Raw genomic sequence first — 12790 nt, forward strand, 5'->3', positions numbered from 1 at the left:
GGGCTTACCACAGTTTTCCACACCTAAATTCAAAATTGTATACAATTTTATACACGGAGTGTTGTGGATAATTTAATCATTCCTAACCAGGTATTTTTCAACGTTTTATCTATATTTGTACTTTTTTTGTTCTCTACTTATCCACAAGTTATCCCCTTACTGATAGGGACTGTTCTATAAGCTGTCTAGGACTTTTACTTTCTTCTTCGCTTCTTTGTGGCTAAAATCCATAACGCCCTGATAGATGGAGGCCGCGATGTCTTTCTGGTACTGGACATCCTCCAGCTTTTCTGCTTCTTGGCTGTTGGACAGGAAGCCACATTCTATAATAGTGATGGGTGAAACAGGATTTTTTAAGATCAGTACACCGCTTTTAGAAAGCGCTGTCCGTTCTTCTTCCGGCTGAAGCTGCTGATTTAGTTGTTCCTGAATAGCCTCCGCCAGCCGTTTACTCTCTGCAATCACCGCTTCTGTCTCCGAACCCGCCGGATAAAAAGCTTGGGCTCCGTGAACCCGCCGATCTTCTCTAAAGCTGTTCAAGTGAATGCTGATGGCCGCCGTAGGCTTGACTTCTGCCAAAATGCGCTTCCGCTCCAGCAAATCTTTAGTCTTCTTGCTGCGAATAGAGCCTTTAGCCTCTTCGCCCAGACTGATATCTTCTTCTCTAGTAAGTACCACCGTCCAGCCGTCCGCCTGGGCCAACTGCTGGATCTCCTTGGAAATAGCCAAATTGATATTTTTTTCACAGATGCCCTTTGCGCTTTCCGCCCCCCCATCCATGCCTCCGTGTCCCGGATCGATGAGCAGCACGTCAGCGGACGTGAGCTGTTCGACACTTCGGAGCACCTCATGGTACATGGGTACGGCAGCTGTCACTAAGCAGAGCACGCCTATGCAGACTGCGTATTTCAGCTTGTTGATTGGGTTATTTCCTCTCATATCCTCCGCCTCCTGCCTCATATATATGCGACAGGCTTTTTGTCCTATTCCTTTGGGAAAACATAAGAGCAAACTAGTACATCTTTAAATTTATTATATAACACAATCTCTTCTTTGTGTTATAATAATTTAAGAATTGTGAGGAGAAAATTTATGAAGACCAGAAAGCTCTATCAAAAAGACCCTTATCAAAAAAATTGCACGGCCATCATCGTCGATATCCTTGAAACGGAAAAGTTTTCCATCCTAGTTTTAGACCAAACCGTGTTTTTTCCCACTGGCGGAGGCCAAAGCTGTGACCAAGGAGAAATAAATGATTTAGCGGTTTTGGATGTATATGAAAAAGAAGGAATAATATTTCATAAAATAGAAGATTCTAACAGCAACATCGTTTGGAATACGGGGGATGAAGTTTTCTGCAAGATAGACTGGAATCATCGTTTTTTGAACATGCAGCGTCATTGTGGAGAGCACATTCTATCCGGTATACTCTATAGAGAATACGGCGGCATAAACCGCGGTTTTCACATGGGTGAAAATTATATGACTATTGATATCAGTCTGGAAGAGAACCCAACATTTCAAACGCTGACCTGGGATATGGCTCAGCAGGCTGAACAGTTAACAAATCAAGTAATCTGGGCCGATACACCGGTCATCATCCGCCACTTTGACACCAAAGAGGAAGCGGAAACGCTACCTTTGAGAAAAGTCCTGGTCCTGGAGGAGGACATCACCATCGTCTGCGTAGGCGATGTCACCCAGCCAGCAGACTGTGTAGCCTGCTGCGGAACCCATCCCAAATCTGCCGCCCAGGTAGGACTGCTGAAAATACTGAAAGTAGAAAACTATAAAGGCATGTTCCGCCTCTACTGCGAGGCGGGCAGCAAGGCCATGGAGCTCTTTGATCAATATCACCAGGTTCTCTCCAGACTTAATCAGCGCTATTCGGCCAATTCTGACGATTTACCGGATAAAATAGCTGCCCAGGAGGAAAAGTACAAGCTGGTGAAAAATGAGCTTTACCAGCTCAAACAGAGCCTCATAAGAGACCGTATAAGCCAGATTTCTGAGGAACTCAACGATTCAAAGGCTAGCCACCAGCGAATTCTGGTTAAAGAATACAGTGACTTGAAGGTAGAGGACCTGCTGCATATCGGCCGTCCGTTGATTCCGACCTTGTCTCGGCTGCTGCTTCTTCTGTCTCGAGCCGAAAACACCGTGCTCTTGTTCTCCGACGGCAAACTGGACTGCGGCAAGCTGGTAAAGGAAAATGCCGACATCTATCAAGGAAAAGGCGGCGGTAATTCTACCAACGCCAGAGCTATTTTTCCAAAGGTCGAATATGTGGATACGTTCATCGACCTCTTGGATAAACATCTGCGGTAGCGGGCTATTCTAAATGAAACATAAACAACCCCCGATTAGCTATTGTCTCTAATCGGGGGTTTCTTTTTACGCAGACTTCCTGCTGTTCTCTTCTAAAAATATAAAACGGCCCCTCCGAGATATAGTCAGAGAAACCGCCTTATTACTATAAATATTTTTGAACTGAAAAGTTCTTATTCTTCATCCATCGCTTTCAAATCTGGGCTGATAATCAGCTCGCAGCCTGTAGCAGCCTTTATGTCTTCTAGGGTGAAATCTGGGTGAAGCTCTGTCAGCACGATCCCTTTATCGGTTACTTCCATAACGCCCATTTCAGTGATAATCATGTCTACCACTTTCAATGCGGTGTACGGCAGGGTGCATTCTTTAAGGATTTTGTGGGCACCCTTTTGCGTGTGGAGCATGGCGATGATAACCTTCTTCGCTCCTACTACCAAGTCCATGGCACCGCCCATGCCTGCTACCATCTTACCTGGAACAATCCAGTTGGCCAGGTTGCCGTGCTCGTCTACTTCCATCGCTCCCAGCACTGTAGCATCTACGTGCCCGCCTCGGATGATAGAAAAGCTTTCTTCGGAACCAAAGAAGTTGCCTGATGGAATATACGTTACATACGCTCCACCAGAATTGATAACATCGACATCTTCCTGACCCTTTTCCGCTGCGCCAGCCAGTCCGGTAAATCCATTTTCAGAGTGGAGCATGATGTGTACGCCCTCTGGCAGGTAGTTAGCTACTAAGGTAGGAAGTCCGATACCCAGGTTTGCTACGTCGCCATCTTTAAACTCTTTTGCTGCTCTCTGAGCAATTCTCGCTTTTAAATCTGCCATGGTTCTTCTCCTCCTACAATGTATTTTACGTAGATCCCTGCTGTGGTAAAGGTATCTACATCTACTTCACCTACGCCTACCACCTTTTCAGATGCCAGGATCACTGTGTCTGCTGCCATAGCCATCACGTGGTTGAAGTTCTTGGTAGCCTTGGAGCAAGAGAAGTTGCCGTATTCGTCGCAGATGGATGCCCGACAGAATGCGAAGTCTGCATGCAGCGGCTTTTCCAGCAGGTAATCCTTTCCGTCTACAGTGATGACTTCTTTCTTTTCGGAAATGCTGATTTCCCGCTCTCCAGTGGACACTTTTTCACCAGTCTGAATCAGTGTACCTACACCGGTTGGAGTCAACACGCCACCCAGTCCGGCTCCCGCCGCACGGATTTTCTCTGCCAGGCTGCCCTGTGGCACCAAAGTGCACTGTAAGCTTCCATCGTTCATGCCCTTACCCACTATCGGATTCATTCCTACGTGGGAAGCGATCAAGTGATCTACCATGCCTGCTGAAAGCAGCTTAGCCACGCCTCTGTCTGTAGTGCCAGTTGCAGATGCAGGCAAACCTGCATCATTGGCGATAATGGTTAAATGCTTTACACCTTTTTCCACCAATGCGTCGATTAAGATTTCAGGAGTACCTGTGCCGAGGAAGCCGGATACCATGATAGTTGCTCCATCCTGGATGCCTGCTACCGCTTCTTGGGCTGTTCTGATTTTATTAATCATCAAAAACACGACCTTTCTTTTCATATTATTTGTTAAATGATAAACGATTCTATAATATAAACACCTGCCCGGGCACTTGCCGCCCGAGCAGGTGTATTCCCTCTATATTACTAGATTCTGCCTCTCTTTACGATCTCTGTGATTACGTAAGATGCTACGTGCTCAGCATAAGTGTGCGGGCCAAAACCTGCATCGTAACCCAATTCCTGAGCTAATTCATGAGAGATTCGCGGACCGCCGCAAATCAGAAGAATCTTATCTCTCACGCCTTCTGCTTCCATCAGCTCAACCATGTTAGTCAAGTTCTGAATGTGAACATCCTTCTGAGTTACTGTCTGGGAAACTAAGATCGCATCAGCTTTCACTTCGATAGCTTTTGCAATCAGTTCTTCATTCGGCACCTGGCTTCCCATGTTAATGGCGTTAACGCCCTTAAACCGCTCCAGACCAAAGTGTCCGTGGAAACCCTTCATGTTCATGATCGCATCGATACCTACTGTATGTGCATCTGTACCTGTGCTGGCTCCAACCATAACAACTTCTCTTTTAATGTTCTGCTCAATGTATTCGCCACACTCTACTCTGTCCATGATTTCTACATCAACCTTTGGAACCTTGATTGTTGTATAGTCAATTGTGTGCTGTGCTTTTCCGTAAACGATGAAGAACGTAAATCCGCCGCCCATGTCCTTGGAGTAAACACAAGAAGGTTCATTAACACCCATCTGCTTTACATAGTTCTTAGCTGCTTCATTTGCTTCATCTCCGTAAGGAACTGGTAATGTGAAGGCAAACTCCATCTGTCCGTCGTTCAGTGTATCTCCATAAGGTTTAACCTTTGTCAAATCAATGTTGTTATTTGCTGTGTTGCAAGTAGCTGTCATTATTTTGCACCTCCCATCATTAGCGGAATAAATGGATTGAAGTATCCTGCATCCTTAACGCATACGCCTTCAAGTCCCTTTCCTCCGTCTCTCGGTCTCTTAATTCCGCCGAAAATACCCTTTTCAATTGTTGTAAATAAGCTTTCTGACTCTACTTCTTTCAGCAAATCGTCTGCCTTATCCAGAACATCCTGTGCTCTCTTTTGGATAATACCATCCTTCTTAAATTCAACTTCTTCGCCCAGGTCTCTTGCATTGTTAAAGATATACTGTGCGTTTTCAATGGAAAGGTATCTGTCGTGCATGTGAGGGGTGTGAATAGCTTCTGTCGGCATACCTAACAACTGGAGGGACTGACCTGTCCATACAGCGATCAGGTTAAACAGTGCATCCTGAATGTGGCCCTTGAAGATGTTACCAGTCATAAACTTTGTAGGCGGCATGTACTTCAGGGAAGCATTCGGGAAGATTTCCTTGGCCATTTCAGCCTGAGCTAATTCATATAAGAAACCATTTTCGATATCTGGTTCCATTTCAAAAGCATGGCCCAGACCCATCTGGTGTTCTTTTACGTTTGCAATGACAGCAAACTGTTCGTTCATAAACTGAGATGCAAGTACGGTATGAGCCGCTTCGTATGCATCATCTGTAGTCAGGTAGTTATCTTCTCCGGAATTGAAGATGATGTCGCAGTAGCCGATGATGACTCTGGAGAAGAACTGGTCTACCAATGTTCTCTGCATGTTGATGTCACGGAACAGGATACCATAAATGGCGTCGTTCAGCATAACATCCAATCTTTCTAATGCACCCATAGCAGCAATTTCTGGCATACACATGCCGGAAGAGTAGTTACACAGACGGATATATCTGCCTACTTCTTCACCCACTTCGTCCAGGGCTCTTCTCATGATGCGGAAGTTTTCCTGTGTAGCGTAGGTACCGCCGAAACCTTCTGTAGTCGGGCCATAAGGAACATAGTCCAGCAAGCTCTGTGCAGTAGTTCGGATTACAGCAATGATGTCTGCACCCTGTCTTGCAGCAGCCTGAGCCTGAGTTACGTCCTCATAGATGTTTCCAGTAGCTACGATTACGTACAGGTACGGTCTTCTGCCTTCTCCCAGAGTTGCTATATACTCATTTCTCTTTGCAGTCTGAGCCTTAATCTTTTCCAAAGCAGCCATTACTACTGGTAAAATCTTTGCTTCTGCATCTTCTTTAGATGCAGTATCCAGCTTCGTGATTTCCAGCTGTCCAGCAGCCATCTTCTCTGCGATTTCCTGCGGCTGTAAACCAGTCTGGATCATAGCATTTCCCATCCAGTAAGCAACGCCTCTAGGCAGTCCGCCGGCTTCCTTGATCTGATCTACTACTACGTTTGGCAGAGGTGTTTCTACATCATCTATGCCATCTACGCCCAACAGACGCAGAATAGTTCTTTCTGTACTTACTGTTGTGTGTCTGTCGATGAATTCCTGCATGCTCTGAGCAATTCTTCCAGCGCAAGAACGTGCGCTGTCAATTTTCTTTGGATCTAAGTTTAGCTTATTTGCTGCCATCCTTTTCATTCCTCCTCTTTGCTTGCATTTCTCTTGCGAAAAATGTCTGCAATAAAATAACTTATTTTATTTGATTAAATCTCTGGCTCGGTTGATGATTTCATCACTTAGCCCCAAAATCTTGGCGATGTTCAGGGCATCTTTTGGTATTTCTTCTTCCCGTTCCACCGTCTTTAATCTATAGTCCATATATCTGGAAATAATGTTGATGCGCTCTTTCCTGTTGGCATATTTAATCTCTTTGTCCAACTTGTTGAAATCTGCGTTTTCCAGGCCGATGACCTGCATGGTTTTCACCATATTCCGCTGGGCAACATTGTCAAAGTGAGTAGTTATCAGCGTGATGTATGGTTTGTCTTGGAGATATTCGATTAAACTTTGTGTGAGAGCCAACCCTTCCACCGGATTGGTCCCGCTGGCGATTTCATCGATCAGGATTAACGACTGGGATTTGCTGTTATCCAATATCTCTTTTAGTTCTTCCATTTCACTGCCGAAGCTGGACAAGCCTCTTTCCAAACTCTGACTATCGCCAATAAGAATTTGAACAAAGTTGCACAGTCCCACCTTGGCCCAATCGCAAGGGACAAAGAATCCGTACTGAGCTAACAGCTGCACCAGGCCCGCCAGCTTAAGGCTGATGGTCTTGCCGCCCATGTTAGCACCTGTAATGCAGGAAACCCCATTGGCTAGGTTCATGCTCACCGGACAGTAGATCTTTTCTTTGGACAGCAATATATCCTCTACTTCCAGATGACGGCCTTCCCCAAACTCCAGGATATGCTCTGCTACAATTTCCGGCTTGATACACCGGTGCTGCTCCGCATACACCGTCTTGCCCATAATAAAATCCAGCTGCCCCATCCGCTTGCAGTTTTCAGCAATTAGATTGCGGTGCTTGAAAATTTCTTTGGACAGCTGCTCCCGCACTTCCAGCTCTGCTTCCTCAATCTCCGCTGTCAGTTCATTCATCTTGGTGATAAACTGATCCGCTTCCTCAGAAGGCTTAATGCTAAAAGTCACGTTCACATAGTCTTGATCTTTGATGATCAGCTCCGGCACCTCTCTCAACAGGTCTACCTGCTCAGTCTTCGCCTTGGAAATGATACATTCAAACTTGGGTGATATATCCAGATTATATTTTTCTTCCAAATACAGCTTCGTCTTCTTCTGCGCTTTGCGGACAGCGATTTCATATTCGCGTCTCTGCTTGCGCAGAGGCCCCAAGCGCGGGGAAAACTGGTCGTATATGTAAAATGTATTGATTCTTTCCATGGCAGGATCTAGCTGATTCAGGATACTATCCACATCTTCCAATATGAATTCCTCCAGCACCGCTTCCGGCTTAGAAAGAAACAGTTTTTTAATCTTTTCCATAATCAACAGCAAACTCTTTATCTCAAAGAGCTCCACCACTGATAATGTGCTATTTTCAGACCGTTCCAAGGTATAGCTGCAATCCTTGGTCTCCATAAAGCATTCGTAAAGAATGTCCTGCCACTTAGGATTCTCTTTCAGCATCTCCGACATCTTTTCCATTCTGGAAAATTCCTCTCGAAGAGCCTCCTCTTCCCCTGGCATATAGGGCGCCAATTCCTTCATGATCTTGGTGCCGAAAGGAGTAGCCGTGTAGATATTCTGCATGACGTAACTCAGTCCAGTTTCTCGTCTCGTCTTCACATTCGCCAGTCTCATCTGTCCTATACCTCCTTCAACCCGTCAATCACTTACTCGTTATACTTTACGTCTATCACCGGGATGTCGCCTACTGCTGCCTTCATGGCGTCAATCATGGCCTTGTGCTCAAAAGAGTAGCCCAAAGGAGCATAAGGATTGACTGTAATAGCCGCCACCTTAATGTTCCGAAGCACCTCCACACAAAAGCCCTGTTTTTTCAGCTGGCCCCAGCGAATAGAATCAATAAAAATCTTGGTAGGGTCCTTCAATACAAACTTGATTTTTTTAAACTTTTTGGGATGGATATCCGCTACTACGCTGTCCGTTAATGCCCCCGGGATATAGATATAATCTGTATCACCGCCGATAGCTCCATCAATGATGCGGCTGGCACCCAAGCCCGTTTTCAATTCTAGCTTGTCTACCTTCTCACCGGAGAACAACAGCACGTTGCGGTTTTTATTTTCGTCTTCTATGTTTTCACGAACAAAAGCGTCATTAACAACCGGCAGGCTGTACAACTCCAAGGTATGAGCAGTCTCATCCACCACCTTGTTCAGGCTTCTGGAGAGCACGGCTCCCGTAGAAAGGATGATGGCATCCGAGGTTTCCGGTGATGCAATGGATTTTCTGTCAATGGCTCCGTCAATAAGAATCAGTTCTGCTCCCAAGGAAAGCATTTCCTTGCATAGCTCCCGATGTTCCGCCGTGCTCACCGGCCCGGCAATCTGAACGTAACCGCTTTCCACCACCCGGCACAGAAGAAGCTGCCCTAAAGCCGTGGAGTATTTGCTCAGTTTGAGGATTTCCAAACCCGCATCTGCCAAATCATACAGCTGTTTCGGCACAGAAACGATGGTTCCCTCATCCAAAAATATCCGGGGCTTTTCCGTCCCCGTCACCAGATCAACGGTCTCGCCATCTCTTCCCGTGGAGGTGATGCCTAAAATCACGCCCTCGTCCATGGCCTCTTCAATGATATAGTTAAGGGCCGTGGTCTTGCCTGCGTTCTTTGACATGCCCACGATAGAAAGGGTTTTATATTGATCTTGTAATTTATCTAGTAAGCCCATAATATTCCCATTTCCCGTTTTCATTGCAATATAGAAAACACATGCACCTTGCTGCTTAGGCAAGCGGCTCGGTGCATATATTTCAGTGTCATTATCCCAAAGTGCCTATGGCACTATTAGGCTTAGTGCTTATTTCTTTCGTGACGAAGCAGTCCCTGTGGTTCCATGGCCATTCTTTCGCCCTGTTCCAGACCAGCAACACCTTCATAGTGGTAGTCTTCCACGTTCTTGCAGTTTTCATAGCTGCACTGAAGCTTAGGCAGACCAACTGGTTCTGTATACGTAGTGATAACGCCTTCGTAGTTTCTCAGGATTACCTTGTCCGGAGTCTGAGAAATAATGTACTGAGGCATTACCGGAGTCTTTCCGCCGCCACCAGGAGCGTCTACTACGAATGTCGGTACAGCGTAGCCAGAAGTGTGACCTCTCAAACCTTCGATGATCTCGATACCCTTGGATACCGGTGTTCTGAAGTGTTCGATACCTAAGGACAGGTCGCACTGATAAATGTAGTAAGGACGAACTCTGTTCTTTACCAGGTGGTGCATCAGGTTTCTCATAACGTGTACGTCATCGTTTACACCTCTCAGCAATACGGACTGGTTGCCTAGTGGAATACCTGCGTCAGCCAGCTTTCTAAGAGCTTCCATAGCTTCTGGAGTCATTTCCTTCGGGTGGTTGAAGTGTGTATTTAACCAGATTGGGTGATACTTCTTCAGCATGTTAACCAGCTTGTCCGTAATTCTCTGTGGCATAACCACTGGAGTTCTGGATCCCAGTCTTACGATTTCTACGTGCGGAATCTTTCTCAGTTCGCTGATGATGTATTCTAACACGTCGTCTTCTACGCACAGACAGTCACCGCCGGAAAGCAGAACGTCTCTAACTACTGGAGTCTTCTTGATGTATGCGATGCATGCATCGATGTCTTCTCTGGATCTAGCGCCATCTGTTTCACCAGCCATTCTTCTTCTAGTGCAGTGTCTGCAGTACATGGAGCACTGGTCAGTGATCAAGAATAATACGCGGTCTGGGTACCGATGAGTTAATCCTGGAGCTGGAGAATCTTCATCCTCATGCAGCGGGTCCAGCATGTCAGCATCACTTCGGTGAGTCTCAGTCAGGATAGGCACAGCCTGCATTCTAACTGGACATCCCTCGTCTTCTGGATCCATCAAGGAAGCATAGTAAGGAGTGATTCCTACTCGGAATCCAGCCATTACCTTCTTGATATCTTCTTCTTCCTTTGCAGTCAGCTTTACAACCTTCTGAATGTCCTCTACAGAGTTTAATCGGTTGTCTACCTGCCAGTGCCAGTCGTTCCACTGTTCATCCGTAACATCTTTCCACAGGGGGATGTCTTTCCAATTTCTTCTGTCAGCCATTTGACTTTCTCCTTTTCATCGTAAAAAATTAAAATTTAAACGGACACTATTTATATATAAAATCAGCAAATTGTCGGCCTTCCCCAAGACCGTATATATCCTTGGTCCATCATCAGGCGACCCAATAGCTGCGCCGCCTGAGATTATGATCTTTTTTTATTATGCGTACAGTTCCTGGAACATCTTTCTGATTGCTTCGCTCTCTCTCAGGATCTGCAGTGTGATGTCTGCGTGGCCCTTGCAGTAGCCGTTTCCTACGATCATATCGATGTCCTTGCCTACGCCTTCTGCGCCCAAAGCAGCCTTTGTGAAGCTAGTTGCCATGGAGAAGAAGTAAACCAGTCCATTATCCTTACAAGCCAGGATACAAGACATTTCTGTGTTTTCAATGTTTACACAGTTGATAACCAGATCAGCCAATTTGCCGTCTGTCAGTTCCATTACCTTTTCGTAGATGCCAACAGCGTCTGTAGCATCTGCCAGTACGTAGTGGTCTGCATAGCCTAGCTTCTTTGCCCGGTCTAAGGACTTGTCAAAACCGTCAACGCAAATTACGTTACCAGTGATGCCAGCTCTCTTCTTTGCTTCATATACGCACAGAAGACCGGACTTTCCGCCGCCGCCTACTACTACTACTGTATCTCCAGGCTTAACAAACTTAGCAGTCTGAGCAGGAGCACCAGCTACGTCTAAAGCGGACAGAGCCAATCCTTCTGGAATATCTGTCGGCAGCTTTGCGTATAAACCGCTCTGGAATAAGATAGCCTGTCCTTTTATGTCAACCTGGTCAATATCAGGTCGAACGTCAATGATTTCGTCGATTTTCAGCGGAGTCAGGGAAAGGGAAACAAGTGTTGCAATCTTATCTCCTACCTTTAAGTCGCCTTCGTAAGCAGGTCCGATTTCCTTTACAGTACCAATCAGCATACCGCCGGAACCAGTTACCGGATTCTTGTGCTTACCAGCCTTTTCTACAATGCCCAGCATAATCTTCTTGATTTCTTCAACATCGTGGTTAGCCTGTTCTTCGATTTGAGTGAAACTAGCGGAGTCAATATTTAAAGTCTGAACATCGATAAGAACTTCGTTGTCGTAAATCTCCATAGTATTATCGATGACATCTGCCGGCTGTGGTAATACTCCTTTTGGTGAAATAACTCTGTGTGTTCCGTATGGGCTTCCCTTTTTCATAGTGTTTTTCTTCCTCCTACTAAAACTTAGTGCGAAATAAAATCAGCGAAATCAGCTATCTTATTTCTTCATTTAATCTTTAAGCATACATCTCCTGGAACAATGCTCTGAGTGGCTCGCATTCTCGGAGCTCCTGAAGCGTGATTTCAGCGTGGCCCTGGCAATATCCATTGCCGACAATCATTTGAACGTCTTTGCCCACGCCTTCGGCACCTAATGCTGCTTTTGTAAAACTTGTAGCCATGGAAAAGAAATAAACTGTTCCATGCTCTTTGCAAGAAAGAATTGAAGCCATCTCCGTATTTTCTATATTCACGCAGTTAATGACCACATCCGCCAGCTTGCCTTTAGTCAGTTCCATGATTTTCTCATAAACTTCCACAGCCTTGGTGGCGTTTGCCGTCACATATTCATCTGCGAGATGGAGATTTCTGGCTCTTGTGGTAGACTTCTCCGAACCGCCTATGCAAATGACTTTCCCTGTCACACCGGCTCTCTTCTTTGCTTCATACAAGCAGAGAAGACCGGATTTGCCGCCGCCGCCAATTACTACTACCGTATCCCCAGACTTGACCAACTTTGCGGTCTGAGCAGGGGCACCGGCCACATCTAAAGCGGACAGCGCCAATCCCTCAGGCATATCCTGGGGAAGCTTTGCATAGATCCCGCTCTGAAATAGAATCGCCAGTCCCTTGATGTCCACCTGATCAATATCAGGGCGAACCTCAAGGATTTCATCAATTCTAAGCGGAGTAAGTGAAAGCGAAACAAGAGTTGCAATCTTATCGCCTACCTTTAAATCACCTACATAAGCAGGACCAATTTCTTTGACGGTACCCATCAGCATGCCGCCGGAGCCAGTCCAAGGGTTCTTATGCTTGCCAGCCTTCTCCACGATACCGAGCATAATCTTTTTAATCTCTTCAATATTTCCTGCAGCTCTCTTTTCAATTTCTGTAAACGATGCTGAGTCAATGTTTAAAGTCTTTACGTCGATCAATACTTCGTTGTCGTAAATCTCCATGTTGTTGTCGAGCACATCAGCCGGTTGCGGCAGCACTCCCTTTGGAGAAATAACCCTGTGTGTTCCGTACGGACATCCTTTTTTCATAATGAATACCCCCTAAAAAAAATTTATTCA

General features: G+C 45.8%; 11 protein-coding genes. 1 reads left to right on the forward strand and 10 read right to left on the reverse strand.

What is annotated here, in order from left to right:
• Positions 1–174 precede the first annotated feature (174 nt).
• Complete coding sequence (locus tag Ami103574_RS14935) at positions 175–939, reverse strand: N-acetylmuramoyl-L-alanine amidase (RefSeq protein ID WP_163067749.1); 765 nt, start codon at positions 937–939, stop codon at positions 175–177.
• Between the two features lie 153 nt (positions 940–1092).
• On the opposite strand from Ami103574_RS14935, the gene Ami103574_RS14940 reads away from it, so the two are divergent.
• Positions 1093–2328 (forward strand): alanyl-tRNA editing protein, encoded by a 1236-nt coding sequence (locus tag Ami103574_RS14940; protein ID WP_163067750.1) that lies wholly within the window; start codon positions 1093–1095, stop codon positions 2326–2328.
• A 173-nt stretch (positions 2329–2501) separates the two neighbouring features.
• Here Ami103574_RS14940 and Ami103574_RS14945 read toward each other — a convergent pair whose 3' ends face one another.
• The 9 genes from Ami103574_RS14945 to kdd (Ami103574_RS14985) all read right to left on the reverse strand — a co-directional run bounded on the left by Ami103574_RS14945 (position 2502) and on the right by kdd (Ami103574_RS14985) (position 12760).
• Complete coding sequence (locus Ami103574_RS14945) at positions 2502–3158, reverse strand: 3-oxoacid CoA-transferase subunit B (RefSeq protein ID WP_163067751.1); 657 nt, start codon at positions 3156–3158, stop codon at positions 2502–2504.
• Positions 3146–3880: a CoA transferase subunit A gene (locus tag Ami103574_RS14950; RefSeq protein WP_163067752.1), complete on the reverse strand. Its 735-nt coding sequence runs from the start codon at positions 3878–3880 to the stop codon at positions 3146–3148. Before Ami103574_RS14950 ends, Ami103574_RS14945 begins: the two co-directional genes overlap by 13 nt.
• Before the next feature lie 110 nt (positions 3881–3990).
• The gene (gene kamE / locus Ami103574_RS14955; protein WP_163067753.1) at positions 3991–4764 is read right to left on the reverse strand and encodes a lysine 5,6-aminomutase subunit beta; all 774 of its coding nucleotides are present in this window, start codon (positions 4762–4764) and stop codon (positions 3991–3993) included.
• Entirely contained in the window at positions 4764–6323 is a 1560-nt protein-coding gene (kamD, locus tag Ami103574_RS14960; protein ID WP_163067754.1) for a lysine 5,6-aminomutase subunit alpha, read from the reverse strand. The genes kamE and kamD overlap by 1 nt, the downstream gene beginning before the upstream one ends.
• Before the next feature lie 66 nt (positions 6324–6389).
• Positions 6390–8018 carry a lysine 5,6-aminomutase reactivase ATPase KamC gene (gene kamC, locus Ami103574_RS14965; RefSeq protein ID WP_163067755.1) on the reverse strand — a complete coding sequence of 543 codons (1629 nt, stop codon included), beginning with the start codon at positions 8016–8018 and terminating at the stop codon, positions 6390–6392.
• A 32-nt stretch (positions 8019–8050) separates the two neighbouring features.
• A complete protein-coding gene (kamB, locus tag Ami103574_RS14970; RefSeq protein WP_163067756.1) occupies positions 8051–9073 on the reverse strand; it encodes a lysine 5,6-aminomutase reactivase subunit KamB in 1023 nt (340 codons plus the stop codon).
• 122 nt (positions 9074–9195) lie between these two features.
• Positions 9196–10458 (reverse strand): lysine 2,3-aminomutase, encoded by a 1263-nt coding sequence (gene kamA, locus Ami103574_RS14975; RefSeq protein WP_163067757.1) that lies wholly within the window; start codon positions 10456–10458, stop codon positions 9196–9198.
• A 159-nt stretch (positions 10459–10617) separates the two neighbouring features.
• The gene (kdd, locus tag Ami103574_RS14980; RefSeq protein ID WP_163067758.1) at positions 10618–11649 is read right to left on the reverse strand and encodes an L-erythro-3,5-diaminohexanoate dehydrogenase; all 1032 of its coding nucleotides are present in this window, start codon (positions 11647–11649) and stop codon (positions 10618–10620) included.
• A 79-nt stretch (positions 11650–11728) separates the two neighbouring features.
• Entirely contained in the window at positions 11729–12760 is a 1032-nt protein-coding gene (kdd, locus tag Ami103574_RS14985) for an L-erythro-3,5-diaminohexanoate dehydrogenase (RefSeq protein WP_163067759.1), read from the reverse strand.
• Positions 12761–12790: the final 30 nt, after the last annotated feature.

It is taken from the genome of Aminipila butyrica, from assembly GCF_010669305.1.
GTDB classification, from domain to species: Bacteria; Bacillota; Clostridia; order Peptostreptococcales; family Anaerovoracaceae; genus Aminipila; species Aminipila butyrica.

Excerpts from the sequence above, each read along its gene's own strand:
- Ami103574_RS14935 (WP_163067749.1), bottom strand. The coding sequence starts at position 939 with ATGAGAGGAAATAACCCAATCAACAAGCTGAAATACGCAGTCTGCATA.
- Ami103574_RS14940 (WP_163067750.1), top strand. The coding sequence starts at position 1,093 with ATGAAGACCAGAAAGCTCTATCAAAAAGACCCTTATCAAAAAAATTGC.
- Ami103574_RS14945 (WP_163067751.1), bottom strand. The coding sequence starts at position 3,158 with ATGGCAGATTTAAAAGCGAGAATTGCTCAGAGAGCAGCAAAAGAGTTT.
- Ami103574_RS14950 (WP_163067752.1), bottom strand. The coding sequence starts at position 3,880 with ATGATTAATAAAATCAGAACAGCCCAAGAAGCGGTAGCAGGCATCCAG.
- kamE (WP_163067753.1), bottom strand. The coding sequence starts at position 4,764 with ATGACAGCTACTTGCAACACAGCAAATAACAACATTGATTTGACAAAG.
- kamD (WP_163067754.1), bottom strand. The coding sequence starts at position 6,323 with ATGGCAGCAAATAAGCTAAACTTAGATCCAAAGAAAATTGACAGCGCA.
- kamC (WP_163067755.1), bottom strand. The coding sequence starts at position 8,018 with ATGAGACTGGCGAATGTGAAGACGAGACGAGAAACTGGACTGAGTTAC.
- kamB (WP_163067756.1), bottom strand. The coding sequence starts at position 9,073 with ATGGGCTTACTAGATAAATTACAAGATCAATATAAAACCCTTTCTATC.
- kamA (WP_163067757.1), bottom strand. The coding sequence starts at position 10,458 with ATGGCTGACAGAAGAAATTGGAAAGACATCCCCCTGTGGAAAGATGTT.
- kdd (WP_163067758.1), bottom strand. The coding sequence starts at position 11,649 with ATGAAAAAGGGAAGCCCATACGGAACACACAGAGTTATTTCACCAAAA.
- kdd (WP_163067759.1), bottom strand. The coding sequence starts at position 12,760 with ATGAAAAAAGGATGTCCGTACGGAACACACAGGGTTATTTCTCCAAAG.